General features: G+C 62.3%; 13 protein-coding genes. 12 read left to right on the forward strand and 1 reads right to left on the reverse strand.

Features of this window, described 5'->3' with window-relative positions; translation table 11 throughout:
- Positions 1 to 720: 720 nt before the first annotated feature.
- From C8J44_RS18945 to C8J44_RS13840, 9 genes are all read left to right on the forward strand, one after another.
- Positions 721 to 951 carry a helix-turn-helix domain-containing protein gene (locus C8J44_RS18945; protein WP_133029727.1) on the forward strand — a complete coding sequence of 77 codons (231 nt, stop codon included), beginning with the start codon at positions 721 to 723 and terminating at the stop codon, positions 949 to 951.
- Between the two features lie 215 nt (positions 952 to 1166).
- On the forward strand, positions 1167 to 1934 hold the full coding sequence (locus C8J44_RS13800; protein ID WP_133029726.1) for a TnsA endonuclease N-terminal domain-containing protein: 768 nt from the start codon (positions 1167 to 1169) through the stop codon (positions 1932 to 1934).
- 133 nt (positions 1935 to 2067) lie between these two features.
- A complete protein-coding gene (locus C8J44_RS13805) occupies positions 2068 to 4242 on the forward strand; it encodes a DDE-type integrase/transposase/recombinase (RefSeq protein ID WP_121904980.1) in 2175 nt (724 codons plus the stop codon).
- Positions 4239 to 5186 carry a TniB family NTP-binding protein gene (locus C8J44_RS13810; protein WP_121904981.1) on the forward strand — a complete coding sequence of 316 codons (948 nt, stop codon included), beginning with the start codon at positions 4239 to 4241 and terminating at the stop codon, positions 5184 to 5186. The genes C8J44_RS13805 and C8J44_RS13810 overlap by 4 nt, the downstream gene beginning before the upstream one ends.
- Positions 5183 to 7030, forward strand: a complete 1848-nt coding sequence (locus C8J44_RS13815) for a TniQ family protein (RefSeq protein ID WP_121904982.1) — start codon at positions 5183 to 5185, stop codon at positions 7028 to 7030. The genes C8J44_RS13810 and C8J44_RS13815 overlap by 4 nt, the downstream gene beginning before the upstream one ends.
- A 281-nt stretch (positions 7031 to 7311) precedes the next feature.
- The gene (locus C8J44_RS13820) at positions 7312 to 7896 is read left to right on the forward strand and encodes a recombinase family protein (protein WP_121904983.1); all 585 of its coding nucleotides are present in this window, start codon (positions 7312 to 7314) and stop codon (positions 7894 to 7896) included.
- Between the two features lie 576 nt (positions 7897 to 8472).
- Positions 8473 to 10044, forward strand: a complete 1572-nt coding sequence (locus C8J44_RS13830) for a recombinase family protein (RefSeq protein ID WP_121904985.1) — start codon at positions 8473 to 8475, stop codon at positions 10042 to 10044.
- Complete coding sequence (locus C8J44_RS13835; RefSeq protein ID WP_121905462.1) at positions 10041 to 10940, forward strand: plasmid partitioning protein RepB C-terminal domain-containing protein; 900 nt, start codon at positions 10041 to 10043, stop codon at positions 10938 to 10940. The genes C8J44_RS13830 and C8J44_RS13835 overlap by 4 nt, the downstream gene beginning before the upstream one ends.
- A 74-nt stretch (positions 10941 to 11014) precedes the next feature.
- The gene (locus C8J44_RS13840; RefSeq protein WP_259466869.1) at positions 11015 to 11830 is read left to right on the forward strand and encodes a plasmid partitioning protein RepB C-terminal domain-containing protein; all 816 of its coding nucleotides are present in this window, start codon (positions 11015 to 11017) and stop codon (positions 11828 to 11830) included.
- Between the two features lie 1559 nt (positions 11831 to 13389).
- Here C8J44_RS13840 and C8J44_RS13845 read toward each other — a convergent pair.
- The gene (locus tag C8J44_RS13845) at positions 13390 to 14691 is read right to left on the reverse strand and encodes a UDP-glucose/GDP-mannose dehydrogenase family protein (RefSeq protein ID WP_121904986.1); all 1302 of its coding nucleotides are present in this window, start codon (positions 14689 to 14691) and stop codon (positions 13390 to 13392) included.
- Positions 14692 to 14959: 268 nt separating this feature from the next.
- On the opposite strand from C8J44_RS13845, the gene C8J44_RS13850 reads away from it, so the two are divergent.
- The 3 genes from C8J44_RS13850 (at position 14960) to C8J44_RS13860 (ending at position 23776) form a co-directional block, all read left to right on the forward strand.
- Positions 14960 to 20068: a hypothetical protein gene (locus C8J44_RS13850; protein WP_147453209.1), complete on the forward strand. Its 5109-nt coding sequence runs from the start codon at positions 14960 to 14962 to the stop codon at positions 20066 to 20068.
- 184 nt (positions 20069 to 20252) lie between these two features.
- Positions 20253 to 22388 (forward strand): type I secretion system permease/ATPase, encoded by a 2136-nt coding sequence (locus tag C8J44_RS13855; RefSeq protein ID WP_121904988.1) that lies wholly within the window; start codon positions 20253 to 20255, stop codon positions 22386 to 22388.
- Positions 22385 to 23776: an HlyD family type I secretion periplasmic adaptor subunit gene (locus tag C8J44_RS13860; protein WP_121885784.1), complete on the forward strand. Its 1392-nt coding sequence runs from the start codon at positions 22385 to 22387 to the stop codon at positions 23774 to 23776. The genes C8J44_RS13855 and C8J44_RS13860 overlap by 4 nt, the downstream gene beginning before the upstream one ends.
- Positions 23777 to 23834: the final 58 nt, after the last annotated feature.

The raw sequence follows: 23834 nt of genomic DNA on the forward strand, positions 1-23834 counted from the left end.
CTAGAACCACCTAGAACCACCTAGAACCACCTAGAACCATGAAATCAATACGGATTTAGTCAAGCGAATATCATGCCAAGTAGCGATGTGATGCTTGGTTGTTGACAGCACACCTTACGCAAGCTTTGGAGATGACTGAGCTGCCGCATGCTCTCGACAAGTTGATGAACGAACGGCTGCTTTTTGCGATCACCGCCCGATAGCGGACAGGCTGCTTTCCACCAGGATGGGTGGCTAAGTGCGACGTGTGCAGCCGCTTCCCATGATACTGACTTGTGACCAGCAGACCGTGTCTGCATCGACTTTAGGCAGGTCGAGAGCGTCTCGAAAATCAATTTTTCAGATGATTCCAAGAACCGGGTTGTCATGTTTAATATGCGTTGCAAGCGGACAATTTGATACTCGGCGCCGAGGCAATATTACGGAATACAATGATAATCACATGTGATTACTGGTGTGGTATTTAATCGCATCACAAAGTTATTAACAATGGTACAAAATATAAAACATGAGGATTTAATTTGAAGATATCGCAAAGCGAATATATCAGAGAAAGATTACGAAATATATTTTTGTCAACACTTGTAAACAGTTTGGCCATTTATCTTGACACCATAACTAATTGACGGACGCATGGTTTCATGATTCAAATCGCTTGTGGGTCGTGAGGGCAAAGCGCCGCTGCGACTTGGCGCAAACGACTTCCCAGTGAGGCAGACAATGGGCGGCGAAGATTGGCACGGACACATCAAATGGGCGCTGGAGCGCCGTGGCACTTCGCTGTCGCAGATCGCCCGCGATTTGAGCGTCAGTCCCAGCACTGTCACCAGAGTTTCCAAAGGCCTCGTGCGCTCGCGCCGGGTGGAAGAGGCCATCGCCGCAGCGGCAGCCTTTACGCCTGCCCAGCTCTGGCCTGCGAATTATCCGCAACCAGCTGGAGGTGATCGATGATGTCGTAGCAGATAGCGCGCGAACGCGCGGAACTATTACAAGCTACGGAAATGAAAAGGCCCCGCCGGGTGCAACCAGCGAGGCCCATAGAAGATCAAGGACCTTACTGCCCCTGATCTCCTTCATTCCGTGAAACCTGTCAAGGTTCGGCCCCCCCCCCGGATCATGCCCCCTCACGTCCATCGCATCCGATTGCGAGATGGAAGGAACGATCGATGACATTCAAAACCACAGGCCATGCTTACGTGGCAGACCCAGCATCCAGTGCTAATATCGCTCCGATTGCCAGTTTCACCCGCGACAAACATAGCGATGCGCATCATGTGCGGATGATCCGGGCTGACGATGGCGGCGCGCTGCGCACCTTCAACGGCGGACTCGCGCATGAAAATGGCTGGTACACAAGCCGTAAGGCCGGACGTGTTCTCCACTGGCAGGGTGCGGCGCAGTACGATTTCCTGACACGCGCCGAGGTGGAGTTCACGGTGGTTCGGGTCGCGTCAGAATCTGTGCGCTTTGAATTCACGCGGCGAGGCAAAAAGCAGGTTTACACCATCGACGTCGAGCTGGTTGCACCTGATGGCACCGTCACGCTTATAGAGATCAAGCGAGATGAGCGTGATCTTGCCGATCCGGAGTATCGCGCGAAGCTGACGGCGGTTCATGAAATTTGTGATGAGCGCGGCATCCGGTTCAAGGTCATCCTCCGCCACCAGATCTGGGACAGCCTCGTTCATCGTCGCAATGTAATGCTGTTTTGTTCACGCAGGTTCGTGACGATCCTACCGGAGCATTTGGAGCGTCTGGAAGCTCACGAACGGCTGGTGGGCACGAATGCTACCTTCGGAAGCGCCGCCAAAGCGATCGCGCCTAACTGCCCACGCACTGGCGAAGCCGTGCTTCAGGCGCTGACGGTTGCTCGGCGCATTGAAATCGACCTTACCCGTTCGCTCTTGGATACTACGCCGGTGACCATTCACTGAGGCGGCGGTGTCTGCCCGGGATCCGATCACCTCAATGGTCTGGGCCACTATCCATTCTAGATCCGAAGCGCCTGTCGCCGGCATCATCTCGATGCCGACCACCTACCGGCGCGTTCCAAAAGGTTAGAATTCCATGGCGCACATCCGCTTTTCTCCCGGCGCGATCGTCGACGTTCGCGGAGCCGAATATCATCCTGCCTATGCTCACGGCCGGGTCCAGCTTACCCACCTGATCACGGGCGAGATCCTCAAGTACGAGCAGAAGGACGGATCGCTCGAACTGCCGACCGTCGAGCAATTCCAGCTTATGCAGCACGGTGGAGATGCTGTGACTCGAACGCCGCGTTCATCCGACACAATCCGCAATTACAACGATAGCGCAGAATGGACCCGCGATCAGGCGGGCGCGATCTCTGCCCGCGCTTTGCGTATGGCGACCGCTTGCCAAATGCTGGACGAACGGGGCGTTCCGCAAGGCACTGGTGCCATCAAAGCCGCCCTCGACGACTGCTGGACGCCCGAGTTGGCCCATCGATTTGGACAAAAACCTTCCGCATCGTCGGTGAAGAATTGGCGAAAGAACCGCGGCAGCATCGGAAATCGCCATCCTCGTCACATGGTCCCGCTGTCCGGCAGGCGCATCGTGCATTCGCCGAACGGCAGCATCGATCAGCAGCTCCTCTGGACATGCGTGCTCGAGGGCAGGAAGGCGGGGCGCCACGTCGCGGACATCCATGCCGATTACGCCTATCGGCTCAATCTGGTGAATGACGGGCGTCACCCGTCCATCGACAAGCCGCACGAGCCTTTTGAGGTCTGCTCAGAGCGCACCGTGCGACGCCGTTTCAACGAACTAGAGTCGGACAAGACCTTGGCCACCTCCATAGAGGTAGAGGCCGTCAAGCAGGATTGGTCAGGAGCGGGCAAGCCGCTCGCGGCTGATTTCGTCATGCAGTATGTGATAGTGGATCACACTTGGCTCGACGTACATGTCGTATGTCCGGCCCTGCAGATGGTTCTTGGACGACCGTGGCTGACACTCGCTATCGACGTCAAAAGTCGCGCCATCGTCGGCCATCTGATAACCTTCCAAGATCCGTGCCGATGGTCGGTCAGCGAGATATTGCGGCGCATCGTTCTGCCCAAACGTCCCCCGCCGGCCATGACAAGCCGATATCCGGTTCTTGCGATGCTTTGCGGCAAGCCGGGCTGCCTGATCCTCGATAACGCCGTCGAATTTCGTAGCCACACGCTCGAAGCGGCAGCGCGGGATGCGGGATTTTCCGTTCGGTTCTGCCCGATCAAGCAGCCAACCTACCGAGCGATTGGCGAGCGTGCGATCAAAACTCTGAATGATCAGACAACCCGTCTGCTGCCAGGGCGAGCATTGACGCTGAACGATGCCAGACGTTGGGGTTACGACGCCGAGGCTCAAGCCATCGTCATGCTCGATGAGCTGGAGGCGATCGCGAACCAGATCATAGCATCCTACAATGTCGAGCCGCATGACGGCCTGGGTAGCCAGCAGCCTGCGCTTGTATTCGAACGTGATATCAATCGCTTCGGCATCAATGACTTCGCGGACTTTGCATCGTTTGCGCGCGACGTGATGGAGGTGCGCTCCGGCGCGCAGCTTTCCCCCTCCGGCATTCGTGCCTTCAACCTGCGCTATCATGAGATTCAGGCGGTGCCGGAACTGTTGCGCGACCTTGTACCCATCGAGCCGCGCCGCCAGCGGCGCAGCGATGCCACCGCGACCGTCGAGTTCCGCTACGACAGTATGGATATCAGTCGCATCCATGTCTGGAACCGCAAGACCCGGAAATATGTCGAACTGATGTGCGCCGACGAGAGATACAGCAGCGGCATGCCCTTGTGGCTGCACGAGCAGATCGAACGCGAGGCGCAAAAGCAGGGGTTGGCGTTCAATACGCAGGAGGAGCGGATGAACGCCCGCGGGCATCTCATTGACGCTATCCGTAACATCAGCCCTGGCGACCTTGCAGCTTCACGAAAGCGCCTGGCCACCCTCATCGAAGTGCCACGCATAAGGCAAACTACAGGAAACATCGTTGATCTGGTCCACACGACGCCCTCTTCGGTAACGCTTGGTGATTTCATCGCCAATGACCGCGCAAGGTTGACCTCGCTCGACCAGGACATCCTCTCATCACGACCTGATCCGCGTACCAAACCGGCCAAATCGGCGCTCGAAGGTCGCCGCGAGCATGCCGCGACGGGGCAAATCGAACTCGACGCCCCGGCTCGCAAGCGCCGGCTGCCTATGACCAAGGGGGGGTACCAATGACCGAACGGTTCAGCTCTGCCCCCGAGCAGGAGACGACCGCCAGCGCAGCCACCCGCGTCGGCAAGGCCAAGGCGCGGTTTGATGCCATTCGCGTAGATTACCCACCTCAGACGGCGGTTGTTGCAGCGCTTGATGAGATGCGCATTGCAGCGATAGGCCGCCCGGCACATGCTCCTTGCGGTGGAGCCATGCTTGTCGCGCCCCATGGTTGCGGCAAAACCGAGTCCATCGTTGCACTTCGCCGTCTCCTGGAAGTATCGGCCGACGAGGGCTGCAAACCGTTGCTCCATGTCGAGACAGCTGGGGCAGGGACGACCGACTCCCTGCCAACCTCAATCCTGCAGGCTCTCGGAGCAGCTAGGCCGGATGTTGGCACCGAAAAGGCGCGCTGGCCCAGAGCGATCGCGGAGATGCGGCGCTGCGGTGTGCAGATCGTCGTCTTCGATGAGTTCAACCGCGCCGCACGTAGACCTCGAATGAGCCGTTCGATCGCCACGGCGATCCGCGAAAAGATCATGGACGCTGGTATCGCGCCGGTAGCCTTTGTCGGCTCGGAAGATGCCGGTTCGGTCCTGGCCCAAGTACCCGAATTAATGGAGCGGCTTGACGATGACATCGATCTGTCGCCGCTACGCTGGGACACGAAAGGGGACCGCGCCCTCTTCGTAAGCTTCCTGGCCGATCTGGACGATGCGATGGTGGATGCAGGCATTCTGGCTTGCCTGTCGGGTCTTACGCACGAGGGTATTGCGCGACCGCTTTGGGAAGCATCGGCGGGCAGGGTGCGGCGCATCTGCAAGATCGTGCGTGCCGCCATGGCGGTTGCCCTGCACGATGGCCGGGGCTCTATCGATCGGAACGATTTGGCAGAGGCAGTCGATAGCTACTGCATCCCGCGTGATTTCTGCCTGGGCAACCCGTTTCTCAGGCAGTCTGGGCAATGAGCGCCGCTCTTTCGTCTTGGCGCGTAACGCGCGTTCTTCCGATAATCCCGGGGGAATCGTTGGATGGCTATGTCGCGCGCGTTGCGGCGGCTCATCACATGCCGCGAATGGCGAAGATCACCGAGGTCACGGGTGACATTCAGTCGGACCGCCCTCATGCCTCCTTCTGCGACGATACGGGTCTGGAAATCCTTGCCGACTGTCTGGGGGTCAGTCCTGAAATTACCCGGCTGCATTCCCCGCTATGGTCACCCGATGCAAGAATGCTCAATCTCTTCGGGACGGCCGTACCTCGGGAGTTTCTGCAATTTTCCTACAGGCGCTTTTCACCCAAGGCATTGTCGATGTCCGCGCATCATCGTGGCCTATGGCAGGTCCGCCAACTCCCGATCTGCACTGAAACATGGGAGTATCTTGAAGAGCATTGTCCGAACCCGTGCTGCCGTCGCCGTCAGATCTGGCGACGCACGGCAGGCATCGACCTATGTGATTATTGCGCAGAACCACTTACGCGGGCCCAGGCAATACCAGTGCCCGAAAACCTGCGTGAATGCCTCGGGATGCTCGTCGGCTTGATACACCATGACCCGGACAGGCGACGGATCGCCCGGTGTCATCTGCCACCCGATTTGGCCGAGTTGAACGGTGGACATTTGCTCGAACTCGCTTGCACGCTCGCTCCAGTCGTCGACCGGCGGGTGACTTCCTTGTTCGGCGACAGATCGCTTTGTCTCGACAGTGCTCGGAACCATGTCGTTCCGGCCCTTGCAGCGACATGGCCCTTTCTGGCTGGCTGGCCCGGCGCGATCGAGCAGCATGTCGCCGAAAAGCTTAACGTCGGTGGTCGCGAGAAAGGTGGTAGTACCCGCAAAGCATTTTATCAGGTGCTGTGCGATCGCGATGATCCGCGACTATCGCCTGTCGTCCAGAAGGTTCTCTCCCAACTCGTTGAGCGATGCCGGGCTGCACGCTTAAGTGGCGTTACCATCGCTGAAATGACGAAATTGACCGGTGCGGACCGGCCAACCCTTTTGGAAATGCGCAAGGCGGGCAAGTTGCCTTCGTTCCTGGCGCTTGACGGGATCAGGTTGCAGGTTCTCGTCGATCGAGAAGCGGTGGCGCCAATGCTCACACCCAAAAAGCCTCGCCTGCGTTTAGTTCATGCTGCCGAGATGCTCGGTACGCCGACGTACGCTATCCGCGAATTGGCTCATCTCGGCTTGGTAGCAGTTGCATCCGTACCGCCGGGCCGTGGAGACTCTCAGCAGCTCGCCGTGTGCCGAGACAGTTTGGAGGCTTTCCACGGCAAGTTGTCTCGCCGTTTAATCCCGTCAAAAGGGGGATATCCAATTAGGCTTACCGAGGCAATGCGGGGGATTGGCGGGTATTCAAAGCCTTGGGCGAGAGTGCTTGAAGCGATTGCGGAGGGCGACTTGGCGGCAAGCTCGGTTGATGGGGATGAGCCATTGGCGCAACGTATAACGGTTAGATCTGAGGGCATTCTCTCACTCGAATGTTTTCAGCAGACCAAAGGGATGGATTGGAGCGGCTGCATGGTAACAAAATCCGACCTTGCTGAAATTATGAACATCAGCCCCCCTCATTTTAGTCGCCATTCCGAGTTCCTGCTTGGACCAGGCCCCGCTTTTCGGGAGATAACTATGGATACAGCTCATGAATTAGCCCGAAGGTATATCAGCACGAGTGAGATGAGCCGAAAATTACGCTTGTACCGGCGCGCAGTTGGCAATTTCGCTAGGATCCATGGAGTTAAACCTCAGGCTTCGGGCCTGTTCAGCCGTACTGAGGCCGAACAGCTTTTACCGGGTCTGCTCGTTAGCTGACACTGTGGTAGGAACCACAGCGGCATGATCGTTGCAGCCATTCGTCGCTTGTCCTGATTTTCGCGACATCTGTGCGAGAAACCGCGCTGTGAAACGTCGATAACGATTGGCGTATATTGCGGGCACTAGATGCTATCCGACGTGATGACGGGAAACACATGATAGGCGACACCCCGGCGCCCGCTTTTGCTAAACCCTAGCCGCTCTTAGTTCATAACAGGCGACAAACCCTGTCGCTTTGTTAGTTTGTTCGGAAACATACGTTAGAGGGTTTGTCGTACATGCTGGTCGGATACATGCGGGTGTCGTCGGTCGACGATCGCCAGACGGTTGATCTCCAGCGCGATGCGCTGGTCGCAGCTGGCGTCGATCATCGCCATCTTCATACCGACAAAGCATCAGGCGCGCGGGACGATCGACCGGGGCTCAAAGCCTGTCTCGACTATCTGAATGCAGGCGACACGTTGGTCGTTTGGAAGCTCGACCGGCTCGGACGCTCGCTACCCCACCTTTTGGCGATCGTCACAGACCTGAAGGGGCGGGGCATCGCCTTCCGGTCCCTGACTGAGCAGATGGATACAACAACACCCCACGGCGAGCTACTGTTCTCTCTGTTCGGCGCATTGGCACAATACGAGCGTGCGCTGACGCGCGAACGGGTGATGGCGGGACTATCTGCGGCCAAACGCCGGGGACGCCAAGGCGGCCGCCCGCCGATGATCGACGTTGAAACTCTTGAACGGATTACGGCCGCGTTGGATGGCGGGGCTAGTAAGGCGTCTGTCTGCCGAACCTTCAAAGTGCCGCGCTCGACACTACTGGGGACGCTCGGACGGATCGGCTGGACCGCGCCGGCGAAAACTTGAGTTCGTGATCAGCATTGAGTTCTTCTCGTACGGGCATCTCGCAGCGTAGCCTCTAAAAGGCCCGTGTTCTGATCAGGCGGTTCGATATCAAACCGTGGTATCGATTCCGATGCAGAAGTCGGATGCGATAAAACAGGCTACCGCGTTCCGAGAGCTCGCTGTCGTCTCAGTACCTCAAATGCTCCGCTCGCCTTGGCGAGCGCAACCTCAACGGCATGCAGATCACGTGCAAGCCCCAGCTCAGGTCGCCCGGCCATTGTGAGCACGGCGGAGAGCACGGCATCGGACTCGCGCGCCAGCCTCACTAAATGATGTCCGCTCGGTCCGACATTTCCGTTTAGCCAGTTCCGCGCCGTCCGATCGGACGCTTCCGTCCATCGCTGGATCTGCTTCGCTGCACCGGCGCCTGTTCCGATCTCCGTCCGCAAGGCTTCGCTGATCGCAGCGATATAAGCAGCCTCCGTCAGTCTTCCTCCCTCGTTTTGAAATCTCTTGCCGGTTTTCGGAAACATGTTGCCGCCCCTTTCAGGATAGTGGCGGCTGTGGGCGCGTACGCCCCTTGGTCAGAGGCCGCCGATGGTTATCAACTGGAACACACCGGAGAACGACAAGCCACCGGATCCGCCACGGGTACGAGCTGCCGAATATGTCCGCATGTCGACCGAGCATCAGCAATACTCGACCGACAACCAGGCGATCGCGATCCGGCGCTTTGCCGACATGCACGGCTACGAGATCGTCCACACCTACAAGGACGATGGGAAGAGCGGCCTTAATCTCTCGGGCCGCTCAGGGCTAAAGCTGCTACTCGCCGACATCGAGGCGGGCCGCACCGACTTCCAAGCACTCCTCGTATACGACGTTAGCCGGCTCGGCCGCTTTCAGGATCCGGACGAGGCCGCCACGCACGAATTGCGCATTCGTGCTGCCGGCATCCAAGTCGAATATTGCGCCGAGCAGTTCCGCAACGACGGCAGCATCAGCTCGTCGATCATCAAGACAGTCAAGCGCACCATGGCGGCCGAGTACAGCCGTGAGTTATCGGTAAAGGTGTTCGCGGGGCAGGCCAATCTCATCCGGCGCGGCTACCGCCAAGGCGGTCCCGCCGGCTTCGGGCTGCGCCGGTTGCTCGTCGACATGAATGGCGAACCCAAGGGTGAGCTCGGCCGTGGTGAGCACAAGAGCATTGCGACCGATCGCGTCATCCTTGTGCCGGGGCCGCCAGAAGAGGTGGCGGTGGTCCGAGAAATCTATCGACTGTTTACCGATGCGGGGAAATCGGAGCGCGACATCGCTAACCTGCTCAATACGCGCGGGCTCGTCACCGATCACGGACGTGCCTGGACCAGAGGTACCGTCCACCAGCTGCTCATCAATGAAAAGTATGTCGGCGACAACGTGTGGGCGCGCACATCCTTCAAGCTGAAGCGGCAGCACGTCCTGAACTCCGAAGACGAGTGGATCAGGGCCGAGGGCGCGTTCGCACCCGTTGTCGACCGCGCAGTTTTCGCCCGAACACGCGCCATCATCGACGCGCGCTCGGCAAGGCTAAGCGATGAGTCAATGCTCGCGTTGCTGGCAACTATCTTCAGCACCAAGGGCATGCTTACCGGCCTCATCATTGACGAAGCCGAGGATGCACCGTCGAGCAGCGCCTATCGCAGCCGCTTCGGCAGCTTGCTGCGCGCCTATGAGTTGGTCGGATTCGCTCCCGATCGCGACTATCGCTACTTAGAAATCAATCGAAAGCTGCGGCAGCTCCATCCCGGGATTGTTGCCGATACGAAGGCCGCGCTGGAGCAGGCTGGTGGCACAGTTGTATGCGACGCCGACACCGACCTACTTTCCGTCAACGGCGAGTTCACCGCCTCGCTAGTGGTAGTGCGCTGTGTTCAGACCACGGCAGGTGCACTCCGCTGGAAAGTCAGGCTCGATACCGCGCTCAAACCCGACCTGACGGTTGCGGTACGCATGGCACCAGGTAACGAGCTTCCCCGCGACTACTATCTACTGCCCCGGCTCGACATGGGCGACGCCGTATTGCGCCTATGTGAGCACAACGGCCTATCGCTCGACGCGTATCGGTTCGATGATCTGGCCCCCTTCCACCGCATGGCGGCGCGCCGCTCATGGAAGGCTGCCGCATGAACACTGCCCGCCCCGCTCAACGTGTGGAATGGATTCCGCTCGAGCGGATTACCGTCGTCAACCCGCGTGTCCGCAACAAGCGCATGTTCAGGGAGATTGTCGACAACATCGCTCAAGTCGGCCTCAAGCGCCCGATCACTGTCACACGCCGAGTGGAGGCAGACGGTCCCTTCTACGATCTCGTTTGCGGTCAGGGACGCCTTGAGGCGTACCAAGCACTTGGGCAGGCCGAGGTGCCTGCCCTTGTCGTATCAGCCGATCCTGAGGATTGCTTGATTGCCAGTTTGGTCGAGAACTGCGCCCGGCGTCAGCACAGCGCGACGGACCTGCTCCAAGATATTGGCGGCATGCGAGAGCGCGGCCACAGCCTACCCCAGATTGCCCGCAAGACGGGCCTCACGCTCGAATATGTCAGCGGCGTTGCTCGCCTCCTCGAAAAAGGTGAGCAGCGCCTGCTACGTTCCGTTGAGGCGCGCACTATCCCGCTTAGCGTTGCCGTCGATATCGCTGAAGCGGAAGATCACGACGTGCAGCGCGCACTTCAACTAGCTTACGAAAAGGGGACGCTGCGCGGACGCAAGCTGCTGGCGGCAAAACGCATTGTCGAGGAACGGCGCCGGCGCGGTAAACATCTGAGAAAGCAGACCGGTAAGCCTCCAGCTGGTCAGAAGCTGTCTTCGGCAGCGCTGATCCGAACATACCAGGAAGACGTCGAGCGCAAGCGCGGCCTAATACGGCGTGCTGACGTTGCACGTGACCGGCTTCTCCTTATCACCGAGGCGCTGCGCCGGCTTAAGTTAAGCGAACAGTTTACGGCCCTAATCGAGGATGAGGGGCTCGGGACCATGCCCGAGAACCTTGCATTGCACCTTGATCGCATGGAAGCCTCGTCGTGAGCGGTCGGCACCCGGCCATGCCTGTCAAGTTGGCTTTTGAGGAGGCGAGCCTTCGCATTCCTATCGACTGCATCATGCCGCTTCGCACGATCTCCGCGGCGGTGAAGAAGTCGGTAAAGTACGGCCAGATCGCCGCCTCCATCGCAGAGGTCGGTATCATCGAGCCGCCCGTGGTCGCTCGGGATGCAACCGATTCCGGGCGCTACCACCTGCTTGATGGACATCTGCGTGTTGAGATCGTGCGGGAGCGCGGCGACGCTGAGCTCGTATGCCTGGTTGCAACCGATGACGAGGCCTTCACCTATAACAAGCGTGTCAGCCGGATCGCGACCATTCAGGAGCATCGGATGATTCTGAACGCGGTCAAGAAGGGGGTATCTGAGGAGAGGCTCGCACGAGCGCTGAACGTCGATATTGCCAGCATTCGCAAGAAGCGGAACCTGTTGGTCGGGATTTGCCCCGAGGCGGCGGAGCTTCTCAAAGACCGGCACGTGCCCATCCACGTATTCACCGAGCTTCGTTTCATGAAGCCCGTCCGCCAAGTCGAAGCCGCCATGGCTATGGTCACTATGAACCGGTTCTCGGTAAGCTATGCCCGTTCGCTAGTCGCCTCCACACCCGATGATCAACTCGTCGCCGGCAAGCCGCGGCGCATGCCCGGCCTCACCGAGGATCAGGTGGCGACGATGCAGCGCGAAAGCGAGAACGTCGACCGGCAGCTGCGCGCGATTGAGCAGACGTACAGCTCCGATCAGTTCGACCTGATGCTCGCGGCCGGCTACGTGAACCGGCTGCTCGGTAACGCCCGCATAGTCCGCTACTTGGCGCAGCATCACGCCGATATTCTCGCAGAGTTTCAAAAGTTGAGCGATCTGCAGAAGGCAGCGTAGCCGAAGCCTCGCCTTTCATAGCGGAGTTAAGAGAGGGGGCGACAGCTTCGAGCTGCACCGGCCTTGCATAGGCGAGCGTCATGCCGGGGATGGTAAGGGCGGCACTCGACGCGGCCATCGGGCGACCATCAGGATGATACGGGTCCGTGTCATGCTATCAGCATGCTCCGGCGGACGATCGGAATGGCAAGTGCGATCAGGTGCCGGGCATCAGCTACGGGCTTCAACCTCGGTCAGCCCATGGATCGCGGCGCTGCTATTGTCAGTGAGCGAGAGTACATCGGGGTTCGAAGCCGCCGGGTCGTGTAAGTGTCACCACGCCGCTCGTACCCGGCGCTAACTGCCACTGCTTCGATCCAATAATCCGCCAATCCGGCACGCGGGATGCCGGAGGGCAGGGGCTTAGGTGATTGTCTAGGACAAAACCTTGTCAAAAATTTGCTTGATCGGTCAACAACTCTGTCAGCTGGTTTTGACAGATCACGTTATGTTCTGACGTGAGCGGTCGGGTTTATGTGTCAAAGGACACGATCCTTTTGAAATCGTCGTGTGCTACCGGTGGTGATCGTCGATTGTCGCCTGCTGCTCGAGTGGGGGCGTTTCGATTGCCCAGTCGCGAATCTCGCTTGCGGCTGGTGGCGAACCGCTCCGTGTCGTCCATGACGACATTGCGCTCCTGATCGGGGCGGGGCTCCGTGGCCGATATTTGGTCGGTAATGTCGCCTTAGCCGATAGCGAGCGCTGACGATCGTTCAGCCATGCTTGGCGCATGCGAAGCATCTGCTGCTGATTATCCGCTACGCTTCGAGGCGTGGCATACCGCGTCGGTTCGGCCAGCGGGTCGCGGATAAAATCTATCGGACGTGCTTCGGCGCTGGTCACGTTGAACCACCCGCCGCGCGGGCAGGGGCAGGCGCTGCTACGCGTTCAGGCTCGACACGTGAGCAATGCGCAATCGCAAACGACCACCCGCGGAAATACCGCGGCCGAATCTCAGATCCGGTGGCCGTGTATCACATTCGGTTTGTCACGGGTGCGAAACGACTCGGCGTGGATCTGTGGATCGATTAATGAAGGACGACGAAGCCGATCGCGATCGCCCAACAGGCGGACGACATCGACAATAGTACCAAGGCGCCCTTTGCCTTGCGCGCGTCCCAGGTCGAGCTCAAATGCATCATCTCTCTCCAGCGGCGATTAGCGCCGTCTTGGTAAAAATGTTCTATTGTGAGACAAACATCAAGATATTTTTAGTCATAAAACCGTAACGGCGCGCGATTGTTATCGTCCCTCGGCGGCACCCGAGTTCGGCACGCCCGCGGAACGGGCAAAAGACGGTTTCGTGGGCGGAAAAACCGGCAGGATATCTGGCTCGAAATCCGCGGTGCCGGGCACGCGAAAGGCCCCGCAATACCGGCGAGACAGTGCGAGCGGCCAAATCGGGAGGCGCGTTTGCGCCAAGCCTAAACAGGTTTCACTCTAGTCCGCGATGGGCAATTGTCGGCGGCCCTTCGCGGTAACGCGACCCGGCCGCGGATGTGGCCGGGTCGTTGCAGCGATCAGCGACCGACCGCGATGTATTTGAAGCCGGCGGTCTCGACGACATCGCGCGGATAGATGTTGCGGAGATCGATCAGGATCGGCTCCGACAGCAATGCCTTGACCCGCTTCAGGTCGAGCGCACGGAACGCGTCCCATTCGGTCACGATCACGAGCGCATCGGCGCCTTCGATCGTCGCATAGGTGTCGGGCTTGAAATCGACGTTCTGGAGCAGCTTGGCGGCCTGTTCCATGCCCTCGGGGTCATAGGCCTGGACGCGCGCGCCGGCGTCCTGGAGCAACTGGATCACCGCGATCGCGGGGCTGTCGCGCATGTCGTCGGTATTCGGCTTGAACGTCAACCCGAGCACCGCGACGGTCTTGCCGCGGACGTCCTCGCCCATCGCGGCGATGACCTTGCGGCCCATCGCGCGCTTGCGGTTCTCGTTCACTGCGACCACCGCCTCGACGATTCGCTGCGGCGCTTCGTAATCCTGGCTGGTCTTGAGCAGCGCCAGCGTGTCCTTGGGGAAGCACGAGCCGCCATAGCCCGGCCCCGCATTGAGGAACTTCGACCCGATCCGCTTGTCCAGACCGATGCCGCGCGCGACCTCCTGGACGTCGGCGCCGACCTTTTCGCACAGGTCGGCGATCTCGTTGATGAAGGTAATCTTGGTCGCGAGGAACGCGTTGCCGGCATATTTGGTCAGCTCGGCGCCGCGCCGCGACATCTCGATCACCGGCGAGCTGTTGAGGCTCAGCGGGCGATAGATTTCGCGCATCACGGCCATCGCACGCTCGTCATGGCCGCCGATGACGACTCGGTCGGGGCGTTTGAAGTCGTCGATAGCGGCGCCCTCGCGGAGGAATTCGGGGTTCGAGACGACCGCGAATTCCGCGTCGGGATTGTTCTCGCGCAGGATCCGCTCGACCTCGTCGCCGGTGCCGACCGGAACGGTCGACTTGGTGATGACGACGGTGAAGCCGCTCACCGCGGTGGCGACTTCGGCAGCGGCGGCAAAGACATAGCCGAGATCGGCATGACCATCGCCGCGCCGTGAGGGCGTGCCGACCGCGATGAAGACCGCCTCGGCACCCTTGACGCCTTCGGTCAGGTCGGTGGTGAAGCCGAGGCGACCTGCCTTGACGTTGGTCTCGACCAATGCCTGGAGGCCCGGCTCGAAGATCGGGATGCGACCCGCGTGCAATGCCTCGATCTTGCTCTCGTCCTTGTCGACGCAAATGACGTCATGACCGAAGTCGGCGAAGCAAGCCCCCGACACGAGTCCGACATATCCCGTTCCGATTACTGCGATCCGCATGGTCGTTTACTCACATCTTGCGAAGCCCGCGCGCGGGCGGGCAATCTATGCTGCAAGGCAGCGTGCAGACAGTGCTGGTGCCGCGTCCGGCCGATTTTGGCAAGTGGCGCACAGGGTTCCGTCGTCCGCATGGCGCCGTTCAACGCGTTGCTGCAGCGCGAAACGTTTTTGTAAATATAATACGGTTAATCGGAATTTAACGGCCTTGCTTAGGGTTGGTTGCAGGACTTTCTGCGATTGCACGAGTGACGTCATGGAGATGCAAACCGTGCCCACCACACCCGCTTCCGCTACATCCTTCCTGTCCACGCTGGGCGTCAATGCGCATTCCGGGAACGCCAACAACGCGTACGGCAATGCGAGCTTGACGATCAACAGCCTGAATTATCTCGGCATTGGCACCGTGCGCGACACGTTGCCTGGGTCCGGGATCGGTAACGCCGTCGTCAACGCGATGGCGGCGGCGGGCGTCAAATTCGACTTCGTCACGTCATCGGCGCTGCCCGCGACGGGCGCGTCGGGGCTGGCGAGCTATGTCGCGACGCTGGCGGATTTCCAGACGCGGCATGCCGGCAGCATCGTCGCGGTCGAGGGCTTGAACGAGGTCAACACGCAGCCGTTCAGCTATAATGGCAGCGGTTCGCTGGCGGCAGCGGTCGACTACCAGAAGGCGCTGTATACCGCGGTCAAGGGCAGCACCGGCCTGTCCGGCGTGTCGGTCATCAACCTGTCGGTCGCGTTGGAAAGCCCGTCGGCCTATGCGGCGATCGGCGATCTCGGCGCGTATTCCGATTATGCCAACGCGCATGCCTATACCGCGTCGGGCAGCACCTCCGACAAGGTGATGGAAGCGTCGATGGCGCGCGCGGGCGCGGCGTCGAAGGGCGACAAGGTGGTCATCACCGAAACCGGTTATACCACGCTGTCGAGCGACCCCGGCCTTGGCGTCAACGAAAGCGCGCAGGCCAAGCTGACGGTCAATGCGCTGCTCACCGCGTTCGAGAACGGATCGAGCCAGACGTTCCTGTACGAACTGTTCGACAGCAGCCTCGATCCGAGCGGTGCGGAAAAGGAATTCCACTTCGGTCTGTTCAATGCGGACGGGACGCCCAAGATGGCGGCGACCGCGGTCCACAACCTGACCAGCCTGCTGTCCTATGTCGATGCCGGCACCGGCACCGCGGCGTCTGCCGCGACCGCCTATTCGCTGGGTGGCATGCCCGCGGACGGCCATTCGCTGACGCTGACCAAGGCCAATGGTGCCTATGACATCCTGCTGTGGCGCGATGCCAATCTGTGGAACACCGCGACCCAGTCCGAAACGACGCTGGCGGCAAAGACCGTGACGGTCGATCTCGGTGGCCTGCAGAAGACGGTCTATGTCTATGATCCGCTGAAGGGCAGCACGCCGATCGCGACCTATACCAATGTCAGCCAGATCACGCTGGCGGTCGGCGATCATGCGCTGGTCGTCGAAGTGGGGTCGAAATCGGCCTATACCGATACGGCGACGGCGGTTCCGGCGGCGTTGAGCACGACTGCCGACGGCCTCGTCGCGCAGATCGACAAGCTGGCGGCATCGACCGGGCTGCAGACGATCGCGTTGAGCGACAGCGCGGTGCTGAGCGTCGCGTCGGTATCGACGATGCGGTACATGATCGCGAACTACGGTTCGACGCTCGCGAAGGTGTCGGGCGGCTATTCGTTCCTGGTGACGCAGACCGGCGATGGCTGGAAGGAAGACCAGTCGTTCGACGCGAAGGGCGTCCTCGTGTCGACCGCCGACTACGGCTATGTCGGCGGTGTCGTCTCGAACATCCACACCGAATTCGCGGGTGGCGTGGTCAGCGATCAGAGCTTCACCACCGGCAAGCTGTCGGCGACGATCGTCAACGATCCGAAACTCGGTCGCACCGTCACCAGCTACGACATCACCACCGGCAAGCCGACGACGATGACCGTCACCAACATCGACGGCAGCAGCGCGGCGACGGTATACAAGAACGGGATCGTCTCCACCTACACGGCGATCGCGGCGAACGGCGCCAGGATCACCGACACCTTCGATGCGACGGGCGCGCGGGTCAGCGAAGTGCAGGTCGACACCGGCAACGTGTGGACGACGTTGCAATACGACGCGAACGGCGCGGTCGCGCGCAAGTTCGTCCAGCGCCCGGACGGCAGCAGCGAGAGCTATGGCTATAATCTGACCGGTCTCGCCTATGCGACCGAGCATCAGGTGATGAACGCCAAGGGCGTGGTGACTCTGGTCGAACGGTCGCGCGCCGACGGCACGCTGGTGACCACCGCGCAGGTCCTGGCCGATGGCGGCAAGGTCTCGAGCAGCTTCGGACCCAAGGGTCAATTGCTGACCAGGGTCACCAATGCGGCCGACGGAACGATGACCTCGCTCACCTACGACGCGACCACGGCCAAGCTGGCGTCCAGCGTCGTGCAGACCTCGGCCGGCGCGACGACCACGATCAACTATGTCGCAGGCGTGATGTCCGATCGCACGCTGGTCCGCGCCGATGCCAGCCGCACGGCCGAAACCTTCGACACGACCGGGATGAAGACGCGGCAGGTCGATGTCGACACCGCCAAGACCTACACCACGCAGGTCTTCGACGCGACGACCGGCAAGCCGCAGCGCACCTATGTGCAATATGCCGACGGTCGCAGCATCGTCACCAGCTACAACGTCACCGGCAAATCCTACGTCACCGAGACGCAGACCACCGACAAGGCGGGCAAGGTCGTGTCGGTCGTGCGCAGCCATGCCGACGGCACGCCCGATTATACCGACTCGTACGCGAGCGACGGTGTCCGGACGACGACCGCCTACGACGCCACCGGGCACCGGCTCAACCAGACCATCACCGCGGTCAGCGGCGCGCGGGTGATCACGACCTACGATACGGCGACCGGCGGACTGAAGAGCCGCATCGAACAGGCCGCCAACGGCGCGATCATCAGCAACCAGACCTACAGCGGCGGCGGTCTGGCGAACGAGGAGGTCGCGAGCGATCAGGGCAAGGTCAGCTATACCTATAACAGCGCGGGCGCGAAGCTCTCGCAGGTGCAGACCGCCACCGACGGCACCAAGACCACGACGCTGTACGACGCGACGACGGGCGCGGTCACGAAGGTCTATCTGGCCAATCCGGACGGCAGCAGCGAAACCCGCGCCTATGGCCTGACCGGGCTCGCCTGGACGACGGAAGTCCAGGTCGCCGACGCGGCGGGCAAGCTGGTGTCGCTCACCCGCAGCGCAGACGGTGGACGGCTGGTGTCGACCGATATCGTCCAGGGCACCTCGCGGGTGACGACCGCCTACGACTCGCAGGGACGCCGCCAGATCGAGACGACGGCGACGGGCGACGTGACCAAGGACGGCACGCGGACGATACTGACCTATGATCCGGCGAGCGCGACATTGGTGTCTCGCGTGTTTCAGTCGGCGGCCGGCGGGACGGTCACGACCAGCTTCAAGGCCGGGATCGTCGCACAGATCGTCTCGGTCCTGCCCGACGGCAGCCGTTCGACGATGACCTATGACGCCGCCGGCAAGAAGACCAACGAAGTGACGGTCGATGCCGCCGGGACCTGGACCACGACGGTGCTCGACGCCACGGGGGCTGCGTCGAGGCGCTACATCCAGAACGCCGACGGCAGCGGCGAAACGCAGCTGTTCGGTATCACCGGTCAGGCCTGGACCACCCAGCGCAGCGTGTTCGACGCCAAGGGCAAGGTCACTTTGGTCGTGCGCAGCCACGCCGATGGCAGCGCGGCGTATCAGGAGGCGAATGCCGCCGACGGATCGCGTCTGCTCCAGACCTACGACGCGACCGGCAAGCTCGTTCAGTCGGTGACGATCGCGGTCGGTGGCGAAACGCATACGCAACAGTTCGATGCGACCACCGGGCTGATCACGCGCGATATCGGCCAGCTGGTCAATGGCGACGTCGCGACCTCGCTCTACACCGACGGGAAACTCGCCAGCCGTCGTACGCAACTCGCGGCAGGCGGCAGGATCGTCGAGGCGTACAACACCGACGGATCGCGCACCGCGGACACCTATACCGCTGCGGGACTGCGCACGACGGCGGTGATCGTCGATGCGGCGGGCACCTGGAGCACGACCCTGTATGACGCGGCTGGCAAGCAGACGAGCAACTTCGTCGAACGCGCTGACGGCACCGCCGAGAACACGTTGTATAACCTGACGGGCAAATCCTACGTCACGCAGACGCAGCAGGTCGATGCGAAGGGCGCGGTCGTTTCGGTCGTGCGCTCGCATGGCGACGGCACGCTCGACTACACCGAAACGCGCGATCCCGACGGTACCCGCACGCTGACCTATTACGATGCGAAGGGGCGGAAGACGCAGGCTGCGACTGTCAGTGGGAACACGACGCAGACCAATGAGTACGACGCGGCGACGGGCAATTTGCTGACTCGTACCGAACAGGGCGGCGGCATCACGCACAGCCGCGGGTTCGACTCCGCCGGGTTGCTCACCAAGGACGTCACCGTCACCGCGACGGGGCAGTGGACGACTCTGCTGTACGATCAGTCGGGGGCAGTCACGCGCCGCTATGTGACGGCGCCGGACGGCTCGGCGGTCAACACCGTCTACATGCCCGCGGGCTCCGACTATGCGGTGGGCGTGATCAAGACCGATGCGACCGGCAAGACGATCTCGGTCGATCGCACCCGCGCCGACGGCAGCCGCGCCTATGCCGAGGTGAGCGACGCGACCGGCCAGACGCAGCAATATTTCGACGTCGCCGGCCGCGAGCAGGGCAAGGTAGTGACCGACGCCGGCGGACGTACGACGATGAACTTCGATACCGCGAAGGATCAGCTCTACGCGAGCAAGACCGAGCTGGCCGGCGGGGGCAGCATCGCCCGCAGCTACACCGCGGGCGTCATGACCGGGCGTACGACGACCACCGCGGCAGGCGTCGCGACGACCGAGAGCTTTGCGACCGCGGGGCATGCGATCGCCGATGCCCGCAGTGCGGCGAGCGGCTATGACGCGATCCTGGTCGGCGGTGCGGGCGGGGTCAGCGGATCGGTGGCGGACGAACTGCTGCTGGTCGATCGCAGCGGTGCAACCGTCGCGGGCGGCGGTGGCAACGATCGCTTCCTCGTCACGCTGGGTACCTCGGCGACGATCGCCGATTTCGGTGCGGGTCACGACCTGCTCGATCTCTCGGCGTTCGCCAAATCGGGGTATCAACCGATGATGGAGATTTCGGGCAGCGACCTGACCGTGAAATACGATCAGGGGGCGACGATCACGCTGACCGGGGCGGCGGCACACAAGCTCGTCCAGACCTCGGCGAGCAGCGGCGTTTACGCCTTCGGCTGACGCTTTGCGGCGCGCGTACCGGTTTAAGCGGTGAAGCGCGCCGCACCGCAACATCCGATTAGGATTTAGGGCTTAACCATAAACAACACCGAATCGGTTTTGTGGAAGATGTTATGACCCCAGTCCGTATTCCCGCCGCCCATGCGCCGGCCGGCCGTGTTTCCGCTACGGCCCGGCCTGGCGCATGAAGTATCAGGCGATCCAGGACGATAGCGGGCTGGTCGCGCTGACCGCGGTGCTGGCGATCCACCGCATCGCGGTCGACGCGGATCAGCTGCGCCACGGTCTCGGCCATTTCCATTCGCTCGACGCCGATGCGCTCGTCCGGCTGGCGGGGGGCATCGACGGTGTTCGTGCCAAGACGCGGACCGCCAAGCCCGAGGATCTCGCCCGCCTGCCGCTGCCGGCGCTGGCGGATGGGCCCGAGGGCTGGTTCCTGATCGGCCGGATGCAGGGCGACGAGGTGCTGATCCAGCGCGCGCACCAGCCGGTCGAAAAGATCGATCTCGCGACGCTCGCGACCTTGTGGTCGGGCACGCTCGTGCTGGTCACCACGCGCGAGAGCGCGGCGTTGGCGAGCAAGGGGTTCGACTTCTCGTGGTTCATCCCGCAGATCGTCCGTTACCGGCGGCTGATCGGCGAGGTGCTGCTGATCACGCTGGCGCTCAACCTGCTCGGTCTCGCCGCGCCGCTGTTCTTCCAAAGCGTGGTCGACAAGGTGCTGGTCCACGGCACGCTGTCGACGCTGTCGGTGCTGACGATCGGCTTCGTCGCGGTGTCGTTCTGGGAGACGGCGTTCGGTTGGCTGCGCACGCGGCTCTATTCGGAAACGAGCCAGAAGATCGACGTAGAGCTCGGCGCACGGCTGTTCCGCCACCTGCTGCGGCTGCCGCTGAGCTATTTCGAATCGCGCCGCGTCGGCGACACCGCGATGCGCGTCCGCCAGCTCGAGACGATCCGCGAATTCCTCACCAACGCCTCGCTGACCGTGCTGATCGATCCAGTGTTCGCGGTCGTCTTCCTCGCGGTGATGGCGCTGTATTCGGTCAAGCTGTTCTTCGTCGCGGTACTCGCGATCCCCGCCTATCTCGCGGTCGCTCTGCTCGTGACGGGGCCGCTGCGCAGCCGCCTCGACGACAAGTTCGAACGCGGTGCGGCCAACAACGCATTGCTGGTCGAGAGCATCGCCGGGATCCAGACGGTCAAGGCAGCCGCGGTCGAACCGCAGTGGCAGGACGCCTGGGAGCGCCGGCTCGCGGGCTATTCCGCCGCCAACCAGCGCGTCATCGACCTCGGCAATACCGGCAACAACGCGATCCAACTGATCTCCAAGCTCAACATGGCGGCGATCCTGTATTTCGGCGCGCAGGCGGTGATCGCGCACGACCTGACCGTCGGCGGGCTGGTCGCGTTCAACATGTTCGCGCAGCGCGTGTCGGGCCCGGTGATCCGCATGGCGCAGCTCTGGCAGGAGTTCCAGCAGGTCCGGATCGCGGTCGAGCGGCTCGGCGACGTCCTCAACCACCGCGTCGAACCCGGCGCCGGCAGCCAGACCGCGCTGCCCGCGATCCGCGGCAGCGTGACGTTCGAGAACGTCCGCTTCCGCTATGCCGAGGACGGGCCTTGGACGCTCGACGACATCGACCTAGTCGTCCCGGCGGGCTCGACGCTCGGCATCGTCGGCTCGTCGGGATCGGGCAAGTCGACGCTGACCAAGCTGCTCCAGCGGCTCTACGTCCCCGCCAACGGCCGCGTGCTGGTCGACGGGGTGGACGTCGCGCAGATCGATCCGGCGTGGCTGCGGCGTCAGATCGGCGTCGTGCTGCAGGAGAACGTGCTGTTCAACCGCACGGTGCGCGAGAACATCGCGCTCGCCAACCCCGCGCTGCCGATCGACAAGGTCATGGCCGCCGCCGAGATGGCGGGCGCGCACGAGTTCATCAGCCGGATGCCGCAAGGCTATGACACGATGATCGAGGAGCGTGGCGCCAACCTGTCGGGTGGCCAGCGCCAGCGCCTCGCGATCGCCCGCGCGCTCGTCACGCAGCCGCGCATCCTGATCTTCGACGAGGCGACCTCCGCGCTCGATGCCGAGAGCGAGGAGATCATCCAGACCAACCTCAAGCAGATGGCGGTCGGCCGCACCGTCATCATCATCGCCCACCGCCTGTCCGCGATCCGCCAGTGCGACCGCATCGTCGCGCTCGAGAAGGGGCGTCTCGTCGAACAGGGCTCGCACGACGAACTGCTCAGCCACGGCGGCCGCTATGCCGACCTCTACCGACGCCAGATGGGCGTCCTGTACGGAATCGCCTCATGACCGCGCTCACCCATCACCTGTCACTCGTCCGTCGCGCCTGGATCGAGGACCGCGCCACCCGCCGCGACCGCCGCATCCCGCTCGAGACCGCGTTCCTGCCCGCCGCGCTCGAGGTGATCGAGCGCCCGGTGTCGCCGACCGCGCGGATCACCGCATGGCTGCTGCTCGGCGGGATGGCGGCGAGTGGGCTGTGGCTCACGCTCGGCCATGTCGACATCGTCGCGACCGCGGAGGGGCGGACGATCCCCGCCGACAGCGTCAAGCTGGTCCAGTCGGTCAGCGGCGGTCTGGTCCGGCGAATCTGGGTGCATGACGGCGACGTCGTCAAGCGCGGCCAGCCGCTCGTCGATCTCGATCCCACCCTGTCGTCGGCTGACGAAGCGCAGGCGCGTCAGGCGTTGCTCACCGCCGAGATCGACGTCGCGCGCAACGCCGCGATCGTCGACGGGCTGAGCGGCGGGCGCGGCGTCTTCACGGCGCCGCCCGGCACGCCCGCCGACGTGCTCGACACGCAACGCCGACTGGTCGCGGCGCAACTCGGCAGCGCCCGCGCCGCCGATGCCGGGCTCGCCGCCGCACGGCGCTCCGCGCTCGCCGATGCGGCAGGGGCGGGGGACCAGATGCGCGCGCTCGACGCCAATCGGCCGCTGATGGAGCGCCAGGTCAAGGCGATCGAGACGCTGGCCGCGCGCGGCTATGCCAGTGGCCTGCGCGTGCTCGACATGCAGCGCCAGCGACACAGCGAGATGGGCAGCCGCGACGTCGCCGCCCAACAGCGCACGCGCGGGCTGTCGGAGGCGCAGCGGTTCGGCGAGGAACTCAATCATTCGCGTGAGACGGCGCGGCAGACCGCGCTGGGCGATCTCGCCAAGGCGCAGTCGGATGCGATGCAGCGTCGCCAGGATCTCGCCAAGGCCAGCCAGCAGAGCCGGATGCAGCGGCTGGTCGCGCCGGTCGACGGCACCGTCCAGCAGCTCGCGATCCACACCGTCGGCGGCGTCGTCGAGCCGGTCCGCGCGCTGATGGTGGTGGTCCCCGACGGCAAGCTGACCGTCGAGGCCAAGCTGCTCAACCGCGACGCGGGCTTCGTCCACGCCGGCCAGCCGGTCGCGCTCAAGCTCGAGGCGTATCCGTTCACGCGCTTCGGCACCGTGCCGGGCCGGATCGTCTCGGTCAGCCGCGACGCGGTCCAGGACGAGAAGGGGCCGTCCTATTACATGGCGCGGATCGCGATGGACCAGCGCACGGTCACCGCGGACGGGCGACAGATGATCCTGACCCCCGGCCTCGCGGTCACCGCGGACATCCGCACCGGCCGCCGCCGCCTGCTCGACTATATGCTCGACCCGGTATCGCGCGATGTCTCCGAAGCAGCGCGAGAGCGGTAGGGGTGGGCGCATCCGAACCGGATGTGCCGCATCATCTTGCGCCCATGCTGCAAGATGA

Origin of the sequence: Sphingomonas sp. PP-CE-3A-406 (assembly GCF_003688625.1) — a bacterium.
GTDB lineage: Bacteria > Pseudomonadota > Alphaproteobacteria > Sphingomonadales > Sphingomonadaceae > Sphingomonas.